Raw genomic sequence first — 21,420 nt, forward strand, 5'->3', positions numbered from 1 at the left:
AACCCAATATGGTCCCGTGTCGATGAGCCGTCGCTGAATTGGGCTGACAGCTTTGCGAAAGGTATTATTTACTTCGCGGGATCAGCGCGGGAACTTCGCGTGCCGCGTCGGTTGGAGAAACGCCGGGCGAGGGCGGAGCGTCGATCGTTTCGTCGCCGCGTTGTACGCTTGCCGCCAGCAACACCGCTTCGACCAGGCGCGGATAGATGCCGCAGCGGCACAGGTTGGTGATGCTCGTGCGGATGTCATCCTCGCTTGGGTTGCGGTTCTTCTTGAGCAGCACCGCTGCCGCCATGATCATGCCAGGGATGCAGAAGCCGCATTGTGGCACGTTCTTGGCAAGGAACGCCATTTGCGCCGGATGCGTGCGATCGCGCGACAGCCCCTCGATCGTGGTGACAAAACTGCCCTCGATCGCGCCGATCGTACGCTGGCACGAGCGCACGGCTTCGCCATCGATTTCGACGGTGCACGCCCCGCATTCGCCATTGCCGCAGCCATATTTCGTGCCGGTGAGGTTGGAGGCATCGCGCAGCGCCCACAAGAGCGGCGTGTTCGGGTCCATCTTATATTGAACGGGCTGATTGTTGACGGTGAAGCGGGTCATGTCGGCACGATAGGCCAAGATGTGTCGGTACGAAACGGGTCGTTTCCCGTCCTGCGATTGTCGGGCGGGGAGAGGCAGGCGATATAACCCTCATGACGCTTCCCACCCTGTTCATCCCGCATGGCGGCGGGCCCTGTTTCTTCATGGATCCCGCGGGCGGGCCACCCGACCCGATGTGGCGGCCGATGCAGGCTTATCTGTCCGGGGTGATCGCAGCACTACCCGAGCGACCCCGCGCCATCCTGATGGTATCGGGGCATTGGGAAGAGCCGGAATTGACCGTCAATGGCGGTGACGGGCATCCGATGCTGTTCGATTATTATGGCTTCCCGGAGCATACTTATCGGCTCGACTGGCCATCGCACGGCAGCCCGGATATCGCGCGGCGTGCGTCTGCACTGCTGGAGGGGGCCGGGTTCCCCACGACGGAAGATTCGGCACGCGGCTGGGATCACGGCGTTTTCATCCCGATGATGGTGGCAGTTCCGGACGCCGACATCCCGCTGGCGCAGCTTTCGCTGCGCGCCGATCTCGATCCCGCCGCGCACATCGCGATCGGTCGGGCGCTGGCACCGCTACGTGACGAAGGCGTGCTGATCGTCGGCTCCGGCATGAGTTTCCACAATTTGCGTGCTCGCGGCCCGCAAGTGACGGCGGTAGCGGACGAATGGGACGCCGCGCTGACCGCAGCCGTTACCGATTCCGATCCGGCCTCGCGTGCGGCGCGCGTGGCCGCGTGGGAGAGACTTCCCCACGCTCGCTTCGCCCATCCGCAGGCCGAGCATCTGCTGCCGCTGATGGTTGCGCTCGGCGCGGGCGGCGATGGCCCGGCCGTGCGCGATTATGCCGATCATGTCCTTGGCTGGGCAGTCTCGGGCTATCGCTTCGGCTGACGCCTCAGGCGCGCCAGCCGGTGTCGATCTTGTCGACCAGGCGCACCATCGCGTCGAAATCGGCCTTGCCCGGGCCACCCGGCACTTGCGCCATGTGCAAATCGCGCTGATGCACCGCGATTACCTCGGGCGACACCTCGATCGGCGTGCCCATCGACATCGTCGCGATCTGAATTTCGCAAGCGCGCTGCAGCGACCAATGTTTGATGAACGCCTCGGGCAGGGTCCGGCCCATGACGAGGATGCCGTGGTTCTTGAGCAGCATGACGCGCTTGTCGCCGAGATGTTCAAGCAGGCGGGAGCCTTCCTCGTCGCGAACCGTCACGCCTTCGAAATCGTGATAGGCGATTTGCCCGGCAAAATTGCAGGCGTAGAAGTTGGTGGCGCGCAAGCCGCCCTCAAGCGAACTCACCGCCATGCCCGCCGTGGTGTGGGTGTGCATGATGCAATGCGCGTCGGGCAGATGGCGGTGGAACAGCGCATGCTGCACGAACCCGGCGCGATTGACCGGGTAGGGGCTGTCGTCGAGCTTGTTGCCGTCAATATCGATCTTGACTAGGCTGGAGGCGGTGACCTCGCTGAAGTGCAGGCCGAACGGATTGATCAGGAAAGCACCCTCTTCGTCGGGCACTTTCAGCGTGATGTGGTTGTAGATCATTTCCGACCAGCCGAGCATCGCGAACACGCGGTAGCAGGCGGCGAGTTCCTGTCGCGTCGCCCATTCGGCTTCGGACATCTTCGCAGCGCGAAGGATTGCGGTGGCCATAGCGGACTCTCCTCATCCGGGTCGTTTTTTTCTGGACTCGGTATCGCATGAGATTTGCCGGATTGCCAGAGCGGGGGATTGCCAGACCCGGCTTGGTCCGGGCATGGGGGCGGCGAGTAGGAAACGGCGCGTTAGCGGCCGGGAGAGGATCGCATGCACATCGACGCCGCCAAAACACCGCAGGATGCCGACGACATCGCCACCAAGGGCGTGAATGCGCCCGATCTGCAGGTGTTCGTGTTCGCATTGTTCTTCATCTTCGGCGGCATCACCAGTCTGAACGATGTCATCATTCCCAAGCTGAAGGAGCTGTTCACGCTCACCTACACGCAGGCGATGCTCGTTCAGTTCTGCTTCTTCACCGCCTATCTTTTGATCGGCATTCCGGGGGCGGCGCTGGTCAAGCGGATCGGCTATATGCGCGGCGCGGTCGCCGGGCTGGTGACGATGTTGGTTGGCTGCCTGCTGTTCATTCCCGCGTCTAGCACAGCGACGTACGCGCTTTTCCTGTTCGCGCTGTTCATCCTGGCGGCGGGCGTGGTGCTGGTCCAGATCGTGGCCAATCCGCTGATCAGCTTGCTTGGCAAAGCCGAAACCGCATCCAGCCGTCTGACCTTCGCCCAGGCGTTCAATTCGCTCGGCACGACGATCTTTCCATATGCCGGCGCCATCATCATTTTGGGCAGCCTTTCCAAGATTTCGGCGTCGGACCTGACCGGCGCGGCGCTGGATGCGTATCGCACGGCGGAAAGCGGCGCGATCGTTCGTGGCTATCTCGGTCTGGCGGTTGCGCTGGCTGTCGTCGCGACCGCCGTCTGGCTGTTTCGCAATCGGCTGCCGCATGATGCCAATGCCGCGAAAGACAAGCCGCTTGTCGGTGCCACGCGCTACGTCGCGGGCCTGGCTCTGGCCGCGCTCGGCGCGGTCGTCGCCGTGGAGGTGCAGGCGTGGATCGGGTTGGTGCTCATCTTGCTGGCACCGGTAATCTGGTTGTACGGTAACGACCTGATGCAACGTCCGCGCTTCGCGCTCGGCGCGCTTTGCATCTTCCTCTATGTCGGTGCGGAAGTGTCGATCGGCTCGCTGATCGTCAACTACCTCAAACAGCCTGGCGTCATGAACCTCGACATCACCAGCGCTGGCAAGATGATCCCATTTTACTGGGGCGGGGCGATGATCGGCCGGTTTGTCGGCTCTGCGGTGTTGCGTGTCGTCAACCCGGGCAAGGTCCTGGCGGGCGTCGCCGTCGGTGCGGTCGCGCTGATCCTGATCTCGAGCTACACAACGGGCTCGGTCGCGGGTTACAGCCTGCTGGCGGTCGGGCTGATGAACGCCATCATGTTCCCCACGATCTTCAGTCTTGCCTGTGAAGGGCTCGGCGCACGTGCGGCAGATGGATCGGGAATCATCAACGTTGCGATCTTCGGCGGTGCCGTGCTGCCCCTGGCGACCGGAACGTTGGCGGATGCGAGCGGAAGCCTGACGCTCGCGCTGCTTATTCCGGTGGCGTGCTATGTGGTGATCTGCGCGTTCGGCGTTTACGCAGCGCGGCCGGCACCCCAATACGCCGACGCCTGAATTCAAAAGCGCAGCGCTGCGATCTCGGCTGGGGTAAAGCCTGCCTCGGCCAGGATCGCGGCCCCGTCGGGTGCGTCCGCCATGCGCGGGGGCACTGTCGCGCTGACCGAATAACGCGGCGCTGGAGCGGGCTGGGTAACCCCGCCCGCCGTAACGAAGGTCGCGCGCGCGACGTTGTGCGGGTGCGCGATGGCTTCATCGAAGCCGAGGACGGGGGCGATGCAGGCTTCGTGCCCCTCAAAGGCCGAAACCCAAGCGTCGCGCGTGCGCAGTTTGAAGCGATCGGCGAGGTCTGCCTTCAGGCGCGGCCACGAAGCGGGCGCGAACTGCGCCTCCCACTCGGCCCCGTCCAGCCCCATAACCTGTCGCAAAGCCGCGTAAAATTGCGGTTCGATCGCCCCGACCGCAATCCATTTGCCATCGGCGGTTTCATAGGTGTCGTAGAAATGCGCACCACCATCGAGCAGGTTGGTGCCGCGCGCTGCGCTCCAGCGGCCCATGCCGCGAAAGCCCCAGATCATGCTGGCGAGCACCGCCGAGCCATCGGTCATCGCGCAATCGACGACTTGTCCTTGGCCCGTCGCTTGCGCGCTCAGAATCGCGGCGAGCATGCCGAAGGCCAGCATCATGCCGCCGCCGCCGAAATCGCCGACCAGATTCATCGGCGCGACCGGTTTACGCCCGGCTTCGCCCAGAGCGTGGAGCGTGCCGGAGATGGCGATGTAGTCGATGTCGTGGCCCGGCTCGCTGGCCAGCGGCCCGGTCTGGCCCCAGCCGGTCATGCGGCCATAAACGAGCTTGGGATTATCGGCGAGTAGCGCCTCTGGCCCGAGGCCAAGCCGCTCCATGACGCCTGGTCGAAAGCCCTCGATCAATCCATCGCATGTGGCTGCGATGCGCCGGACGGCGGCGATTGCCTCGGGCTTTTTCAGATCGAGCATGATCGTCCGGCGCGAGCGTAACAATGGGTCGCGTGCGGCCTCGGTCAAACCACTGGCACCCGGGCGTTCGACCCGGATAACCTCCGCGCCGTGGTCGGCAAGCATCATGCCGCAGAACGGCCCTGGCCCGATCCCCGCCATTTCGAGGATGCGAAGTCCGGCGAGGGGCGGGGATGCCATGCTGTCTCTCCTGCTTAACCTTAAAACGCGGCGATCCCGGTGATGGCGCGGCCGAGGATGAGCGCGTGCACGTCGTGCGCGCCCTCATAGGTGTTGACCGTTTCCAGGTTCATCAAATGGCGCATCACTTGATATTCGCCGGAAATGCCGTTGCCGCCGTGCATGTCGCGGGCATTGCGGGCAATATCGAGCGCCTTGCCGACATTGTTGCGCTTGACGATCGAGATCATCTCGGGCGCGAATTTGCCCGCATCCATCAGACGCCCGACGCGCAGCGAAGCCTGGAGGCCGAGCGCGATTTCGGTCTCCATGTCGGCCAGCTTCTTCTGGAACAGTTGCCGCCCGGCGAGCGGGGTGCCGAACTGGTTGCGGTCGAGCCCATATTGGCGCGCCGCATGGAAGCAGAATTCGGCGGCACCGAGCGCGCCCCAGCTGATGCCGTAGCGCGCGCGGTTGAGGCAGCCAAACGGTCCCTTCAAGCCCTGCACATTGGGCAGCAACGCGTCTTCGCTGAGTTCGACCTCGTCCATCAGGATCATGCCGGTGATCGAGGCGCGCAAGCTGAGTTTGCCCTCGATCTTGGGCGTGGCGAGGCCCTTCGCGCCCTTTTCGACGACGAAGCCGCGAATGCCGTCGCCATGCGCTTCGGACTTGGCCCAGATGACGAACACGTCGGCGATCGGCGAATTGGAGATCCACGTTTTCGCACCCGACAGCAAATAGCCGCCATCGACCTTCTTCGCGCGCGTCGTCATGCTGCCGGGGTCGGAGCCGGCATCGGGTTCGGTCAGGCCGAAGCAGCCAATCCATTCGCCGCTCGCGAGCTTGGGCAGATATGTGCGCTTCTGCTCCTCGGAGCCATAAGCGTAGATCGGGTACATCACGAGGCTCGACTGCACCGACATCATCGAGCGGTAGCCAGAATCGATCCGCTCGACCTCCCGCGCGACCAAGCCGTAAGCGACATAGGAGGCACCCACGCCGCCATATTCCTCGGGCACCGTCGGCCCGAGCAAGCCAAGCGCACCCATTTCGCGGAAGATGTCGGGATCGGTGATTTCGTTCTGAAAGGCGTCGATAATGCGCGGGGCGAGCTTGTCCTGCGCATACGCCCGCGCCGAATCGCGGATCATCCGTTCGTCATCCTCGAGCTGATCGTCGAGGAAAAAGGGATCGGCCCAATCGAAACGCGCCATATCGGCCATCTTACTTTCCTTCTCACGTCGCCCCGGCGAAGGCCGGGGCTGCTGGAATGTCGCGAACGCCCTGCCACGACCGCAGCGGCCCCGGCCTGCGCCGGGGCGACGGTTATTGGTCTAAAATCCGGTCGTCGAACAAGCCGAATGCCAGCGTCGAGGCGTAATAGCCGATCGCGCGCTCGCGTGTCATGGTGTGCGCCCATTTGCGCATGTCGAACGCGGCATTTTGCATCGCCATCAGCGCTTGCGCCGCGATCAGCGGGTCGACCGGGCGGATCGAGCCTTCGGCGATGCCGTCGCTCATCGTGCCGGCGAAACGGCGCGCGATCCGGTTCGAACGATCGACCATTGCGAGCCGCGCCTGTGACGGCAGGCCGGAAAGCGCGGTGGTGCGCAACAGCGGCCCACGTTCGGAAAACTGGACGTCGAGCAGTGTGGCAATCGTCCCCGAAAGACGCTCCCAATGGCTGCCGCCGCGATCATCGGCAAGGTGTTGCGCATCGGCGACGGTATCAAGGCTGCGTTTGTAGCAGGCGAGCACCAGATCGTCCTTGGCATCGAGATGGTGGTAGAAACTGCCCTTGGTGACGTTGAGTTCGGAAGCGATCTTCTGCACCGAGGCACCGCGATAGCCGAGCTGGTTGATCAGCCGCGTTGCGGCGAGCAGGAACGCCTCGCGGCCCGGCTCTGGCTCGTCATGCGCGAGATCGATCAACTCGGGTGCCCAACGCGCGTTCGGCCCGGCGATGCCGTGTGCGAACACGTCCATCAAGCGCTCTTCGACGCGCGGATATTGGTCAAGATCGTAGCGGTTGAGCCACACCGGCAGCCAGAAGGTGTTTTCCAGCAACACATGCGCCCGCCCGCCGTGCAAATCGGTTTGTGCGCGATTGGCGGTCGGGCCCCACAGGCTCCGCGTTTTGCGGAAGACTTCGCGCCAGCCGGCCATCAGGCGGCCGAGCACGGGCTCTTCCATTGCGCGCAGATCGGACAGAATCGCGAAAGAGGTTTCCTCTCCACGCTGGATCCGCGCCAACCGGGCCATGTTGAGCGACAGATATTTGGCGACTCGGGCGCGTGGCGTCGGCTCGGCGAGCGATTCCTCGAGCATGCCCAGCAGCCGCTCCAGCGTATGCTCGAAGCATGCCGCCGCCAGATCTTCCTTGCGCTTGAAATAATATGTCACGCTGGTGGTGTTGAGGCCGACCCGGCGCGCGACGTCGGCGAAGGTCATGCCCTTCGCGCTCTGTTCGTTGATCGCTTCGGCGGCGGCAGCCAAGATGGCGTCGCGCTTGGCGCGAAAGCGCTTGGTGCTGGTGTCTTCCTCGGGCGGAATGGTGTCGGGGGCCTCCATGCCGGAAACTGTAACATCATCTTTTAGAAGAAACAGTCATTTTTGTTGGCTGCGGCATTCCGCGCATTTTGAGCGGCAAAGACGCTTTACCGAATACGCGGTACGGTCTAACCAGCGATCCGACAGCAAGATCGGAGAGCGCAGATGGACTTCAGCTTCAGCGAACGCGAAACCTATTTTCGGGACCGCGTGAAGGGGTTCATCGACCAGCAAATCCGTCCGCGCCAAGCCGAATTTGATGCGCAACACGACGCGGGCGAGCGCTGGAAGGTCATTCCCGTCATCGAGGAGATGAAGGAAAAGGCCAAGGCCGCCGGGCTATGGAATTTCTTCATGCCGCCGCATTCGGGGCAAAGCCATGTCGATGACAGCTTCGAGTTCGAAGGCACTCAACTGACCAATCTCGAATATGCGTTATGCGCCGAGGAGATGGGCAAGGTTGGCTGGGCGAGCGAGTGTTTCAACTGCTCGGCCCCAGATACCGGCAATATGGAGGTGCTGCACCGTTATGGCACGCGCGACCAGAAGGAGCGGTGGCTGCGGCCATTGATGAACGGCGAGATTCGATCCGCCTTCCTGATGACCGAGCCTGCGGTGGCATCCTCCGATGCGACCAATATCGAGACCTCGATCGTGCGCGATGGCGACGAATATGTCATCAACGGGACCAAATGGTGGTCGTCGGGCGTGGGCGATCCGCGCTGCAAGATTGCCATCACCATGGGCAAGACCAACCCCGATGCATCGCGCCACAGCCAGCAGAGCCAGGTGCTGGTGCCGATGGATGCCCCCGGCGTGACGATCAAGCGGATGCTGTCGGTCTATGGCTATGACCACGCACCGCATGGCCACGGCGAAGTGGTGTTGAAGGATGTGCGCGTTCCGGTCGAGAACGTCCTGTTGGGCGAAGGGCGCGGGTTCGAGATTGCGCAAGGGCGGCTCGGGCCGGGGCGCATCCACCATTGTATGCGCACGATCGGGACGGCCGAAACGGCGATCGAGGCGATGGCGAAGCGGCTGTTGTCGCGCGTCGCCTTCGGCAAGCGCATCGCTGACCATAGCGTGTGGGAAGAACGGATCGCGCGCGCGCGGATCGACATCGAGATGACGCGGCTGCTGTGTCTGAAGGCCGCCGACATGATGGACAAGGCCGGCAATAAATCGGCCCAGCTCGAAATCGCGATGATCAAGGTGCAGGCCCCCAATATGGCACTGAAGATCCTCGACGACGCCATTCAGGCACATGGTGGCGCGGGTGTCTCCAGCGATTTCCATCTGGCGCACGATTGGGCGGCGATGCGCACCCTGCGCTTCGCGGACGGCCCGGATGAAGTCCACAACCGCGCGATCGCCCGCAACGAGTTTGGCAAATATGCCGAGTTCAAGGTGGATCGTCCGTCGAGCGGCGATCTGGCGGTGTCGCGGTGAAAGCGGCCGTCCTTTATGCGCCAAAAACCGAGTTGGTGATCGAGGACATCGCGATCTCCGATCCGGGGCCCCGCGAAGTGCTGATCCGCACCGTCGCGTGCGGAGTATGCCGGTCCGACCTGCATTTCGTCGACGGCGCGTTCCCGCACCCGATGCCGACCGTGCCGGGACATGAGGCTGCCGGGATTGTCGAGGCGGTCGGCTCCGACGTCGCGCATTTGAAGGTGGGCGATCATGTCATCACCTTCTTCACGGTGTTCTGCGGCGCGTGCGAATTTTGCGTGAGCGGGCGGCCGTCGCTGTGCATCGATCCCTCGACACGGCGGGCGAAGGGCGCGCCGCCGCGACTGAGCTTGAAGGACGGCACGCCGCTCGCCCCGTTCCTCAACCTTTCGGCCTTTGCCGAGATGATGTTGGTGCACGAAAATGCCTGTGTCGCGATCAGCAAGGAGATGCCGCTGGACCGGGCGGCGTTGCTCGGCTGCGCGGTGATTACGGGCGCGGGGGCAATCTTCAACGACAGCCAATTGCGCCCGGGCGAAAGCGTTGCGGTAATCGGCTGCGGCGGGATCGGGCTCGCGGCGATCAACGCCGCCAAGATTGCGGGTGCCGGGCAGATCATCGCGATCGATCCCGTCGCCGACAAGCGCGCGCTGGCGGAGAAGCTGGGTGCCACGCACACGCTCGATTCGAACGATCCCGATCTGGCGAAGACGGTTGCCGGGATGACCGGGGGCGGGGTGCATTATGCGATCGAGGCGGTCGGGCGGCCCAACACCGCTGAGCTCGCCTGGACGATCCTGCGGCGCGGCGGCACCGCGACCATCCTCGGCATGATCGCGCCGGGTGGGGAGGTGAAGATCGCCGGGCCGACCTTCCTGACCGGCAAGAAGTTGCAAGGGTCGTTGCTGGGATCGACCCGCTTCCCGATCGACATGCCGCGACTGGTGCAATTGTATCTCGACGGCAAACTCGATCTCGACACGATGGTGGCGGAGCGGATCGCGCTTGAAGGCGTCAACCATGCGCTCGCCAATTTGCGCACCGGGGACACGGTGCGGTCTGTGATCGAGTTCGCATGATGGCCGACAGCGCGGACGTCACGATGGTCGGGACGATCCCGGTGCCCGCCGATGACACGATCGACGCAGGCGCGGTGGCGGCGTGGATGAAGGGCCATATGCCCGCAATCGACGGTCCTGTCACGCTATCGAAGTTCAAAGGCGGTCAGTCGAACCCGACATATCGCGTTGATGTATCAGGGAAAAGCTATGTTTTGCGGCGTCAGCCGTTCGGCAAGCTGTTGCCCTCTGCGCATGCCGTGGACCGTGAATATCGGCTGATTGCAGGGCTGCATCCAACCGGCTTTCCGGTGCCGACGCCGTTCGGGCTATGCGAAGATCCAGCGGTTATCGGATCGATGTTCTATGTAATGGAACTGGTCGAGGGGCGCAGCCTGTGGGACGGCGCGCTTCCGGGCATGACCCCGGCCGACCGGCGCGCGCATTACGAGGCGATGGTCGATACGCTCGCCGCCTTGCACAACACCGATTATGTCGCGGCGGGGCTGGGCGATTATGGCCGCCCGGGCAATTATTTCGAACGCCAGGTGGCGCGCTGGACCAAGCAATATCGCGCGTCCGAAACCGAGCATATGCCAGCGGTCGAGGCGTTGATCGAATGGCTGCCCGCCACCCTGCCAGATCAGACCCGCACGTCGATCGTCCACGGCGATTTCCGCATCGACAATATGATCTTTGCGGCCGACGCGCCGCGCGTCGCGGCGGTGCTCGACTGGGAATTGTCGACACTGGGCGATCCGCTGGCCGACATCGCCTATTTCCTGATGAACTGGGTGACCGAGCCAGAGGGGCGCTCCGGCGTGAAGGGACTGGATGGACCCGAGAGCGGCATACCGACCGTGGACGAGGTGGTGGCGCGCTATTGTGCGGCAACAGGGCGGGACGGACTGCCCAATCTCAACTGGTACTTCGCCTACAGCCTGTTCCGCCTGACCGGCATTGTCCAGGGCATCAAGAAACGCATCGTCGAGGGCACCGCCTCCAGCGCGCAAGCGGCGCGGACGGCCGAGCGGGTCGGCCCGCTGGCCGAAGCGGCGTGGGATTTCGCCAAGAAGGCAGGCGCGTAAGCGCGGGCCGAAAGAGGGAAAAGCATGAGCCAATTCGACCTGAGCGGCAAAGTCGCCATCATCACCGGCTCCTCGCGCGGGATCGGCAAAGCGAGCGCGTTCGAATTGGCGGAGCATGGCGCGAAGGTGGTAATCTCCAGTCGCAAGCAGGAGGCGTGCGATGCGGTCGCTGCCGAGATCAACGCGCGTTACGGTGAAGGCCGCGCGATCGCGGTTGCCGCGAACATCTCGGACAAGGCCGGGCTGCAACATCTGGTCGATGCCACGCGTGCCGCCTTTGGGCAGATCGACGTGCTGGTGTGCAATGCCGCTTCCAACCCGTATTACGGCCCGCAGGCGGGGATTGCCGACGAGCAATTCCGCAAGATTCTCGACAACAATATCGTCTCCAACCACTGGTTGATCGCGATGGTCGCGCCCGAGATGCGCGCGCGCAAGTCCGGCAGCATCATCATCGTCTCCTCGATCGGGGGCTTGCGCGGATCGACGCTGATCGGGGCGTATTGCATTTCCAAGGCCGCCGACATGCAATTGGCGCGCAACCTCGCGCATGAGTTCGGGCCCGATAACGTCCGGGTCAACTGCATCGCGCCCGGCCTGATCAAGACCGATTTCGCGCGCGCGCTGTGGGAGGACCCCGAACGGATCGAGGCCGCGAACAAGACCGTGCCCCTGCGCCGGATCGGCGAGCCCGAGGAAATCGCCGGGGCGGTGGTGTTCCTCGCCGCGCAAGCGAGCAGCTTCATGACCGGCCAGACGATCGTGCTCGATGGCGGCGTGACGATTTAGGAGAGGCAGATATGGCGCGCTTTACCGGCAAATCGATCATCGTAACGGGCGCAGGATCGGGCATCGGGCGGGCGACGGCGCTCTTGTTTGCGCGCGAGGGCGGATCGGTGATCGTTGCAGACCAGGCCGAGACGGTCGAAGAAACCGCGGATCTGATCGATCGCGCTGGCGGCACCGCGCATGCGATCCGGATCGATGCCGGAAATGAGGAGGACGTGGTGCGCGCGGTGAATGTCGCGTGCGAATATTATGGCGGTCTTGACGTCATGTTCGCCAATGCGGGGATTTCCGGCGGGATGGCGAACATCTTCGATACCGATGTCGCGCTGATCACCGAGGTGTTGCGCGTCAATCTGATCGGGCCGTTCCTGGCGATAAAGCACGCCGCCCCCAAGATCGCCGAGCGTGGCGGTGGCGCGATCGTGCTGACCGCGAGCGTCGCGGGCATCCGCTCGGGCGCGGGGTCGCCCGCTTATTCCGCATCCAAGGCTGGCGTTATCAACCTGGCGATGGTGTCGGCACAGCAGCTTTCGGGATCGAATGTCCGCGTCAACGCGATCTGCCCCGGCTTGACCGAGACGGGCATGACCAGGCCCACCTTCGATTATGCGCGCGACGCGGGGAAGATGGATCGGCTCGGTCGGCTGAACCCGCTGCGACGCGGCGCGCAGCCCGAGGAACTGGCGGAAGTCGCTGCCTTCCTGGCATCGGATGCGGCAAGCTATGTCAACGGGCAGGCGATCGCGGTCGATGGCGGGCTATCCAGCAGCCACCCGGTTACCCGGCAGGACTATGGCAAGACCGCCGTGTAACGCCCAAATCCGTTCGGGCTGAGCCTGTCGAAGCCCTCTTCGCCCAGGCACCGCCATCGCATAGGGGATGGCCCTTCGACGGGCTCGGGGTGCACGGAAGATCAGCTCATTCGCGCAGGCGGATCAGCCCTTCCTGCGCCACGCTGGCGACCAGACGACCGTCACGCGTGAAAATCTTGCCGCGATTGAACCCGCGCGCATGCCCCGCCCAGGGGCTGTCGCAGGCATAGAGCAACCAGTCGTCGGCGCGGAAATCCTCATGCAGCCACACCGAGTGATCCAGGCTGGCGCTTTGCAATTTGTGGGTGAGCCAGTTGACGCCGTGCGGCAGCGTTGCCGTGCCGAGCAGCGACATGTCCGAGGCATAAGCGAGCACCGCGCGGTGCAGGGCGGGATCATCGGGAATCGGCGCAACGACGCGAAACCAGCTGTTCTGGAACGGTGCCTGTTTGACCGGATCCAACCAACTGCGCGGCGAGACCGGGCGAATTTCCACCATACGCGGGCGCAGGAAATTGGCACGGAAGCGATCGGGAATGCGGTCGATCATTGCGAGCCGGATATCGCGATCGTTGGTGAGGCCCTCGGGTGGGGGGACGTCGGGCATCGCGTCCTGATGGGTGAGGCCGCCCTCAGGCATCTGTAGCGAGCAAGCAAGGTTGAGGATCGGCACGCCGCGCTGTGTCGCGATCACGCGACGGGTGGAGAAACTCTTGCCGTCGAAATCGCGCACCACCCGGTACAGGATCGGGTGGTCCTCCGCCCCCGGTCGCATGAAATAGGCGTGGAGCGAATGCGCGGCGCGTGGCGCATCGGTTGAGCGTTGCGCTGCCTGCAACGCCTGCGCGATGACCTGTCCGCCGAACACGCGCCCGAACCCGTCATTGCCGCGGATGCCGCGATACAGATCGGTGTCGATCTCCTCGACATCGAGCAAGTCGACGAGATTTTGCGCGAGCTGAGCGGGCGTGGGCAGGTTGTCCATCAATAGCCCGCCGCCCGCGCGATCCGGTCCGCATGGAAATTGGCGTCGCCGAACATCTCGGCCAGCACGCGCGCGCGCTTCATGTAGAAGCCAATGTCATATTCATCGGTCATGCCGATCCCGCCGTGCATCTGGACGCCTTCCTGCACCGACAGCGTCGTCGCCATGCCCGTCATCGCTTTGGCAACCGACACGGCGGTGTCGGCGGCATCGCTCCCGGCGTCCAGCAACTGTTGCGCCTTCAGCACCGCCGCGCGCGCGACTTCCATCTCGGAATAGAGATGCGCGGCGCGGTGTTGCAGCGCCTGGAAGCTGCCGATCAACGCGCCGAACTGCTTGCGTTCCTTGAGATAGCCAACCGTCATGTCCATCGCGCCGCCACCGACGCCGAGTAGCTCGGCGGCGGCCCCCGTGCGTCCGGCGCGGAGCAAGCGGTCGAGTGGCGAGCGGCCATGATCGACCTCGCCAATCACCGCGTCGGCATCGACCTCGACCCCGTCGAATTCGAGCCGCGCGGCGAAGCTGGCATCGGCGAGGCGCTCGGGCGTCGCGGTCAGGTTGGCGGCACCCTTGGGGATGGCGAAGAGCGTAATGCCTTCGGCATCGTCGGCATTGCCTGTGGTGCGCGCGGCAACGATCAGCAGATCGGCGACATGCCCGTGGGTGACGAATTGCTTCTTGCCGGTGAGCTTGAAGCCGTTACCCGAGCGTTCGGCCTGCAATCCGATCGTGTCCCGATGCTTGGCAGCTTCGTCGATCGCAAGAGCGGCGACGGTTTCACCCGCGAGGATGCCGGGGAACCAGCGCGCGGCATGGGCGGTGCCCTTGAGCGCTTCGACCGCGGCGACGGCGGTGGCGAGGAAGGGCGAAGGCGACAGGTTGCGGCCGATTTCCTCCAGCACCACGCCCGCCTCGACATGGCCGAGCCCAAGGCCGCCCTCGGCTTCGTCGATCAAAATGCCGGTAAAGCCCATTTCGGCGAAGTTCTTCCACAGGTCGCGGCTGAATCCGGTGGCGTCCTTGCTGTCGCGTAGCGCGCGCATGTGCGTCACCGGCGCATGGTCGGCGACGAAGTCGCGGATCGTGTCCTGAAGCGCTGTCTGATCGTCGTTGAGATAGAGTGGCATGTGTCAGTCCTAACAATGCGTCACCCCGGCCTTGTGCCGGGGTCCACCGCGCCTCGGGCCGAGCCGCTGGTGGGAGAGGTGGACCCCGGCACAAGGCCGGGGTGACGGTTCCCTCGATTTTACGACGGCAATTCCAGGATCCGCTTGGCGATGATGTTGAGCTGTACCTCGCTCGTCCCGCCCTCGATCGAATTTGCCTTGGTCCGCAACCACGCCCGCGCCTCACGCCCGCCGCCCGACGCGTCGCTTTCCCATTCGAGCGCGTTCGATCCGCCTGCCGCCATTTGCAGTTCATGGCGGGCCTTGTTCAGCTCGGTGCCGTAATATTTCATCATCGAGGGTTGCGCGGGGTGCGCGCGGCCTGCCTTCAACTCGTCGATAAAGCGTTCGGACATCGCCCCGAACGCCTGTGAGCGGACCTCGAACGTCGCGATTGCCGCGCGCAGCAGCGGATCGGCCAAGCGCCCTTCATGGTCGAGCCCAACCGTCGCGATCGCACCTTCGATCAACGGGTTACCACCGTTTCCTGCCAGGCCCATACCGGAAATCATTTCGCGTTCATGGCCGAGCAGATATTTGGCGACATCCCAGCCCTTATTCTCCTCATGCACACGCTGCGATTTGGGCACCTTCACATTGTCGAAGAAGGTTTCGCAGAAGGGCGAATAGCCCGAGATCAGCAGGATCGGCTTGGTCGAAACACCGGGCGAGGCCATGTCGAACAGCACGAAGCTGATGCCCCCCTGCTTTGACTCCTTGGAGGTGCGAACCAGGCAGAAAATCCAGTCAGCCTTGTCGGCATAGGACGTCCAAACCTTCTGGCCGTTGACGATATAATGGTCGCCCGCGTCCTCGGCCGAGGTGGCTAGGCTGGCGAGATCGGAGCCGGCATTGGGTTCGCTATAGCCCTGGCACCAACGGATTTCGCCGCGTGCGATCTTGGGGAGATAATCGAGCTTTTGCTCCTCGGTGCCATATTTGAGCAGCGCCGGTCCGAGCATGGAAATACCGAACGAATTGAGCGGATTGCGCGCCTTTATTGCGGCCATTTCTTCGCGCAGGATCTTGGTTTCGGCAGGCGACAGGCCGCCGCCGCCATAAGCCGTCGGCCAATCGGGCACGGTCCAGCCACGCGAGGCCATGGCATCCATCCACGCCTTCTGGCCCGGTTGGAAATCGGGATTACGGCCGCCCCAGCAGGCATCCTTTTCCGACCGGATCGGCTCGCGCATTTCGGGCGGGCAATGCGCTTCGAGCCAGGCGCGCGTCTCGGCGCGGAAGGTGTCGAGGTCCGTCATATCGTCTCCTCCATTCGTCTCGTGCGCTCGCGCCGTTCGCCGCGAGCGCGGCGCTCAATTGAAGCGACCGTTGCTTTCGGCCTTGCTCTTCAGCAGCTCCGCCACCGCGAAGCCGTGTTTTTCGAGCCCGGCCACGATCTTCTTGAGCCCTTCGGTATCCGCCCAGAACATGGGCCCGCCGCGATAGACCGGCCAACCATAGCCATAGATCCACACCACATCGATGTCGGACGCGCGCTGCGCCATCTTCTCCTCGAGGATCAACGCGCCTTCATTGACCATGGTGTAGAGCGTCTTCTCGACGATCTCCTCGTCGCTGATCTCGCGCTTTTGCAGGTTCGATTTCGAGCGGAAATCCTCAATGATTTCAGCGACGCGGGGCGAGGGCGTCGGGTTGCGCTTCTCGTCATAATCGTAAAAGCCCTTGCCGGTCTTTTGCCCCCAACGGCCTTCGGCGGCGAGCGCGTCGCGGATGTTTTCGATGCGCGTCGGGTCGCGATGCCAGCCAATGTCGACGCCGGCGAGATCGCTCATCTGGAACGGCCCCATCGGCATGCCGAAGGCGACGTGGACGCGGTCGATCTGCTCGGGCGTCGCCCCTTCCAGCAGCAGCTTCATCGCTTCGACCTGGCGGGGTTTCAGCATTCGGTTGCCGATGAAGCCGTCGCACACCCCGGCGACCACCGCGACCTTCCGGATCGTCTTGGACAGCGCCATGACGGTCGCGAGCACATCGTCATCGGTCTGTGCGCCGCGCACGACCTCGAGCAGTTTCATCACGTTGGCGGGCGAGAAGAAGTGCATCCCGAGCACGTCGCCGGGGCGCTTGGTCACCGAGGCGATCTCGTCGATGTTGAGATAGGAGGTGTTCGACGCGAGGATCGCCTTGGGCTTGGCGATGGCGTCGAGCTTGGTGAAGATCTCCTTCTTCACGTCCATATTCTCATACACGGCCTCGATGATGAGGTCGCACTCGGCGAGGGCACTAAAGTCGAGCGTGGGGGTCAGCGCGCCCATTGCGGCCTCGACCTGTTCGGGCTTCAAGCGGCCCTTGGCGGCGGAGGCTTCGTAATTCTTGCGGATCACGCCGGTGCCTCGGTCGAGCGCGTCCTGCGCCATTTCGACGATCGTGACGGGGATGCCGGCGGACAGGAAGTTCATCGAGATGCCGCCGCCCATCGTGCCCGCGCCGATGACGCCGACACGCTTGATCTCGCGGAGCGGGATTTTGGGATCGATGCCGTCGATCTTGGCGGCCTGGCGCTCGGCGAAGAAGATGTGGCGTTGCGCGGCGGACTGCACGCCCATCATGAGCTTCATGAATTCCTGCCGCTCGAAGGCGATGCCTTCGTCGAAGCTGGAGCCGTCGGTTGCCTTTTCGACGCAGGCGATGTTGGCGGCTGGCGCGTCGAAGCCGCGGAAGCGCTTGGCGTTGTCTTTCTTGAACGCCGCAACCGCCTCGGGATCGGCTTGGGCCGTCTTGTCGCGCGCGCGGGGCAAGGGGCGCGCATCGGCGACGTCGCGCGCGAAGGCGATCGCGTCGGCAACCAAGCTGTCCTCGCCCGCAATCCGGTCGATCAGCCCGGCGGACAAAGCGAGCTTCGCCGGAATCGGATCACCCTTGGCGGTCAGTTCGAGCGCAAGCTTCACGCCCGCGATGCGTGGCAGGCGCTGCGTGCCACCCGCGCCGGGCAACAGGCCAAGCTTGACCTCGGGTGTGCCGATTTTCGCGCTGGGGACAGCGATGCGATAATGGCAGCCGAGCGTCACCTCGCACCCGCCGCCGAGCGCGGTGCCGTGGATTGCGGCGACCACCGGCTTGTCTGCGGCTTCGATCATGTCGACCACGGTCGGCAGGCCCGGTTCCTGCATCGGGCGGCCGAATTCGGTGATGTCGGCCCCTGCGAAGAAGGTGCGGCCATCGCAGCGGATGACCATCGCCTTTACCTGCGGGTTGGCGAGGCCTTCCTTGATCCCGGCCTCCAGCCCCTGCCGCACCGCCGCGCCAAGTGCGTTTACGGGCGGGTTGTTCGAGATGATGACGAGGACGTCGTCGTGGAGTTCGGTGGTGATCGGGCTAGTCATCGGCATTCTCCTAAGCGTCACCCCGGCCTTGTGCCGGGGTCCACCGCGCCTCTCTAGAAAAGCGCTGGTGGATGAGTGGACCCCGGCACAAGGCCGGGGTGACGGAAAATCAGGTCAGCGCACTGTAGATCAACGTCTTCAGCTCGCGGCGGATCGGGTAGACATTGCTCGGGCTCATTTGCGTCATGAACACCATCGACAACTGCTCGACCGGATCGACGAAAAAGGCGGTCGAGAACATCCCGCCCCAATAATATTCGCCGACCGAACCCGGAATCATCGAGCGCGCGACATCGATGTTGACCGCGAAGCCCAGACCAAAACCGGTGCCGGCATTGGCGGTTTCGCTGAACAGCGACTTGGACATTTTCGACAGATCCGAGCCGCCAGGCAGGTGGTTCATCGTCATCAGCTCGATCGTCTTGCGCCCGACGATGCGCGCGCCGTCGAGTTCACCGCCGTTCAGCAACATCGTGCAAAACCGATGATAATCGAGCGCGGTCGAAACCAGGCCGCCGCCGCCCGACACCAGCTTGGGCGGGCGGCTCCACGCGCTCGCTTCGCCGCGATCATACAGGAAGCGGCCCTTTTCGGGGGTGAAGGTGTAGCAATCGGTGAGCCGGTCGATCTTGTCTTCGGGCACCGCGAAAAAGGTGTCGTCCATCTTGAGCGGGGCGAAGATCTGCGTGCGGAAGAAGTCGGCGAGCGACTGACCCGAAACCTTCTCGACCACCGCGCCCAGCACATCGGTCGAGACCGAATAATTCCATGCCTCGCCGGGCGAAAATTCGAGCGGCACTTTCGCGACCGCTTCGATGAAACCGTCCAGATCGAGGTTGCCGTGCCAGTTCTCGATTTTGCCCTCGCGATAGGCGGCGTCGACATAGGAACGGTTCTGGAAACTGTAGGTCAGCCCCGATGTGTGGCGGAGCAAGTCGAGCATCCGCATCGGCTCGCTGGTCGGGCGCGTCTGGAATGGCACGCCACCCCCGCCGCCATTGTACACGCCGACTCCCTTGAACGCGGGCAGGACGTGATGGACGGGCGTGTCGAGCGCGACCTTGCCCTGCTCCAGCAGCATCATGAAGGCGATCGAGGTGATCGGCTTGGTCATCGAGGCGATGCGGAACAACGACCCTTCGTCGATGCTTTTGCCGCCCTCGCGCGCCGGCCCTTGCGAGGAGAAGTGCGCGATGTCGCCGCCGCGTGCGATCAGGATCTGCGCATTGGCCAGCCGCCCGGAATCGAGATAGCGCTCCTTCAGGAAAGTATCGATCCGCTCCAGCCGTGCAGCGTCGAATCGTCCGATCTCCGGCATCGTTCTGCCCATAGCGATTTCCATACCCTCACTTCGAAAGTCCTATTCCCCTATTGCCTTGAGTCACGCATGAATCAACACTAACCTTGCGATCAGCGCTGGTTTTGGCAAACCCGAGTTTCAACTCGGGCGTGCCGACCGGCTAGGGAAGAGGATGCATCGTGGATACAGAACCGCTTGTCGTGCTCGATCCGGCATGGCCGAAAATGACACTGGCGCAGGCGACCGCCGCGCTGACGGCGGCTGGCACCAAGTTCGAGATCGAGACGGTGACGATCGGTGGTATTCCGACGCGGGTGTGGAAACATGCGCCGCCGTCGCTCGCGTGGCTGATCGCCGCGTCGCGGATGCATGGCGAGCGACTGTTCACCGTCTATGAGGATGAACGCGTCAGCTATGCGGCGAATTTTCGCGCGGTGGCTGCGCTGGCGCATGCGCTGGTCGCGATGGGAATCGGCAGGGGCGACCGTGTCGGGCTGGCGATGCGCAATTTGCCCGAATGGCCGGTAATCTTCTTCGCCGCCGCCAGCATCGGTGCGATCGTGGTGCCGCTCAATGCGTGGTGGACCGCGGGCGAGCTCGAATATGGCATCGATGATTCGGGGTGCCGTGTGCTGTTTGTCGATAACGAACGCTATCAGCGGTTGGTGGCGCACGCCCCGCCTTTGCCCGCATTGGAGACAATGATCGTGGCGCGCGCGCCGGGCCTGGTCGGCGACGGCGCACAGCGGCTCGAGGATCTGATCGGCACGCCGCACGACTATGCGCAATTGCCCGACACGGAACTGCCCCCGATCGAGATTGCGACCGACGACGACGCGACGATTTTCTACACAAGCGGCACCACCGGCAATCCGAAGGGGGCGCTCGGCACGCATCGCAATTTGATGACCAATATCCTCAGTTCGGCTTTTGGCGGCGCGCGCGCCTTTGTGCGGCGTGGCGAAGCTGTACCCGACCCGCAACCAAGGACCTATCTGACCGTCATCCCAATGTTCCATGTGACGGCATGCAGCGCAACGATGATGGGTTCGATAGCGGCAGGCAACACGTTGGTGTTCATGCGCAAATGGGATCCGGTACGCGCGATGGAGATCATTCAGACGGAGAAGGTTCACGCCACCGGCGGCGTGCCGACGATCGCCTGGCAGATATTGGAGCATCCTGAGCGCGCCCGATATGACCTCTCCTCGCTGGAGATGATCGCTTATGGCGGTGCGCCATCGGCCCCCGAGCTCGTGCGGCGGATCTACACCGAATTTGGCGCGCTGCCGTCGAACGGCTGGGGCATGACCGAAACGATGGCGACGGTGACCGGACACGGTGCCGAGGATTATCTTGCGCGGCCGACCAGCGCCGGGCCGCCGGTGCCCGTTGCCGACCTCAAGATCATGGACGAAGACGGTATCACCGAGCTGCCGATCGGCGAGGTCGGCGAATTGTGGGCGCGTGGGCCAATGGTGGTCAAAGGCTATTGGAACAAGCCGGAGGCGACCGCCGCCACTTTCGTCGACGGCTGGGTGCGCACCGGCGATCTCGCACGGCTCGACGAGGAAGGCTTCGTCTATATCGTCGATCGCGCCAAGGACATGATCATCCGCGGCGGCGAGAACATCTACTCATCGGAGGTCGAGAACGTGCTCTATGCGCATCCGGCGGTGACCGATTGCGCGCTGATCGGCATCCCGCACCGCACGCTGGGCGAGGAACCGGCGGCGGTGGTCCACCTTGCCCCAGGTACGACCGCAACCGAGGCGGAATTGCAGGCGTGGGTGCGCGAGCGGCTGGCGGTGTTCAAGACGCCGGTGGCGATCCGCTTCGTTCCCGAAACGCTGCCGCGCAATGCCAACGGCAAGATCTTGAAGAAGGACCTTAAGGGCCTGTTTGAGGATCGCGCCGCCGCCTGAGCGA

18 protein-coding genes are annotated in these 21,420 nt (G+C 63.8%); 8 read left to right on the forward strand and 10 right to left on the reverse strand.

The genetic code is table 11. The annotated features are described in order from the left end of the window. Nucleotides 1-64 precede the first annotated feature (64 nt). Entirely contained in the window at nt 65-607 is a 543-nt protein-coding gene (locus ACP7BL_RS15295; protein ID WP_426258775.1) for a (2Fe-2S)-binding protein, read from the reverse strand. 92 nt (nt 608-699) lie between these two features. Here ACP7BL_RS15295 and ACP7BL_RS15300 point away from each other — a divergent pair, with 92 nt between their 5' ends. Then, complete coding sequence (locus tag ACP7BL_RS15300; RefSeq protein WP_426258755.1) at nt 700-1,500, forward strand: DODA-type extradiol aromatic ring-opening family dioxygenase; 801 nt, start codon at nt 700-702, stop codon at nt 1,498-1,500. Between the two features lie 4 nt (nt 1,501-1,504). On the opposite strand, the gene ACP7BL_RS15305 is transcribed toward ACP7BL_RS15300, so the two are convergent. Continuing rightward, a complete protein-coding gene (locus ACP7BL_RS15305) occupies nt 1,505-2,266 on the reverse strand; it encodes a class II aldolase/adducin family protein (RefSeq protein WP_426258756.1) in 762 nt (253 codons plus the stop codon). 153 nt (nt 2,267-2,419) lie between these two features. Between ACP7BL_RS15305 and ACP7BL_RS15310 the strand changes: the two genes are divergently transcribed. Next, a complete protein-coding gene (locus ACP7BL_RS15310; RefSeq protein WP_137902348.1) occupies nt 2,420-3,844 on the forward strand; it encodes a sugar MFS transporter in 1,425 nt (474 codons plus the stop codon). A 2-nt stretch (nt 3,845-3,846) separates the two neighbouring features. Here ACP7BL_RS15310 and ACP7BL_RS15315 read toward each other — a convergent pair whose 3' ends face one another. The 3 genes from ACP7BL_RS15315 to ACP7BL_RS15325 form a co-directional block, all read right to left on the reverse strand. Then, nucleotides 3,847-4,965 carry a CaiB/BaiF CoA transferase family protein gene (locus ACP7BL_RS15315; RefSeq protein ID WP_033965743.1) on the reverse strand — a complete coding sequence of 373 codons (1,119 nt, stop codon included), beginning with the start codon at nt 4,963-4,965 and terminating at the stop codon, nt 3,847-3,849. Between the two features lie 20 nt (nt 4,966-4,985). Further along, nucleotides 4,986-6,170, reverse strand: a complete 1,185-nt coding sequence (locus ACP7BL_RS15320) for an acyl-CoA dehydrogenase (protein ID WP_033965744.1) — start codon at nt 6,168-6,170, stop codon at nt 4,986-4,988. 103 nt (nt 6,171-6,273) lie between these two features. Then, a complete protein-coding gene (locus ACP7BL_RS15325; RefSeq protein WP_426258757.1) occupies nt 6,274-7,518 on the reverse strand; it encodes a TetR/AcrR family transcriptional regulator in 1,245 nt (414 codons plus the stop codon). A 144-nt stretch (nt 7,519-7,662) separates the two neighbouring features. On the opposite strand from ACP7BL_RS15325, the gene ACP7BL_RS15330 reads away from it, so the two are divergent. The 5 genes from ACP7BL_RS15330 to ACP7BL_RS15350 are packed head-to-tail and all read left to right on the forward strand — an operon-like array spanning nt 7,663 to nt 12,696. After that, nucleotides 7,663-8,946, forward strand: coding sequence for an acyl-CoA dehydrogenase family protein (locus ACP7BL_RS15330; RefSeq protein WP_426258758.1), 1,284 nt, complete (start codon nt 7,663-7,665; stop codon nt 8,944-8,946). Continuing rightward, the gene (locus tag ACP7BL_RS15335; protein WP_033965747.1) at nt 8,943-10,028 is read left to right on the forward strand and encodes a Zn-dependent alcohol dehydrogenase; all 1,086 of its coding nucleotides are present in this window, start codon (nt 8,943-8,945) and stop codon (nt 10,026-10,028) included. Before ACP7BL_RS15330 ends, ACP7BL_RS15335 begins: the two co-directional genes overlap by 4 nt. Further along, nucleotides 10,028-11,095: a phosphotransferase family protein gene (locus tag ACP7BL_RS15340; RefSeq protein ID WP_426258776.1), complete on the forward strand. Its 1,068-nt coding sequence runs from the start codon at nt 10,028-10,030 to the stop codon at nt 11,093-11,095. Before ACP7BL_RS15335 ends, ACP7BL_RS15340 begins: the two co-directional genes overlap by 1 nt. A gap of 24 nt (nt 11,096-11,119) precedes the next feature. After that, entirely contained in the window at nt 11,120-11,884 is a 765-nt protein-coding gene (locus ACP7BL_RS15345) for an SDR family oxidoreductase (RefSeq protein ID WP_426258759.1), read from the forward strand. 11 nt (nt 11,885-11,895) lie between these two features. Next, entirely contained in the window at nt 11,896-12,696 is an 801-nt protein-coding gene (locus ACP7BL_RS15350) for an SDR family NAD(P)-dependent oxidoreductase (protein ID WP_033965749.1), read from the forward strand. A 106-nt stretch (nt 12,697-12,802) separates the two neighbouring features. On the opposite strand, the gene ACP7BL_RS15355 is transcribed toward ACP7BL_RS15350, so the two are convergent. The 5 genes from ACP7BL_RS15355 to ACP7BL_RS15375 all read right to left on the reverse strand — a co-directional run bounded on the left by ACP7BL_RS15355 (nt 12,803) and on the right by ACP7BL_RS15375 (nt 19,533). Further along, nucleotides 12,803-13,681 (reverse strand): acyl-CoA thioesterase, encoded by an 879-nt coding sequence (locus tag ACP7BL_RS15355; RefSeq protein ID WP_426258760.1) that lies wholly within the window; start codon nt 13,679-13,681, stop codon nt 12,803-12,805. Beyond that, a complete protein-coding gene (locus ACP7BL_RS15360; protein WP_426258761.1) occupies nt 13,681-14,808 on the reverse strand; it encodes an acyl-CoA dehydrogenase family protein in 1,128 nt (375 codons plus the stop codon). Before ACP7BL_RS15360 ends, ACP7BL_RS15355 begins: the two co-directional genes overlap by 1 nt. A 119-nt stretch (nt 14,809-14,927) precedes the next feature. Then, entirely contained in the window at nt 14,928-16,106 is a 1,179-nt protein-coding gene (locus ACP7BL_RS15365; protein WP_426258762.1) for an acyl-CoA dehydrogenase family protein, read from the reverse strand. A gap of 54 nt (nt 16,107-16,160) precedes the next feature. Further along, on the reverse strand, nt 16,161-18,191 hold the full coding sequence (locus ACP7BL_RS15370) for a 3-hydroxyacyl-CoA dehydrogenase NAD-binding domain-containing protein (protein WP_033965789.1): 2,031 nt from the start codon (nt 18,189-18,191) through the stop codon (nt 16,161-16,163). A 109-nt stretch (nt 18,192-18,300) separates the two neighbouring features. Then, nucleotides 18,301-19,533, reverse strand: a complete 1,233-nt coding sequence (locus tag ACP7BL_RS15375; protein WP_426258763.1) for a serine hydrolase domain-containing protein — start codon at nt 19,531-19,533, stop codon at nt 18,301-18,303. A 182-nt stretch (nt 19,534-19,715) separates the two neighbouring features. Between ACP7BL_RS15375 and ACP7BL_RS15380 the strand changes: the two genes are divergently transcribed. Beyond that, entirely contained in the window at nt 19,716-21,416 is a 1,701-nt protein-coding gene (locus tag ACP7BL_RS15380) for a class I adenylate-forming enzyme family protein (protein ID WP_137902416.1), read from the forward strand. Nucleotides 21,417-21,420 lie beyond the last annotated feature (4 nt).

Origin of the sequence: Sphingomonas sp. DC1600-2 (assembly GCF_049897605.1) — a bacterium.
GTDB lineage: Bacteria > Pseudomonadota > Alphaproteobacteria > Sphingomonadales > Sphingomonadaceae > Sphingomonas.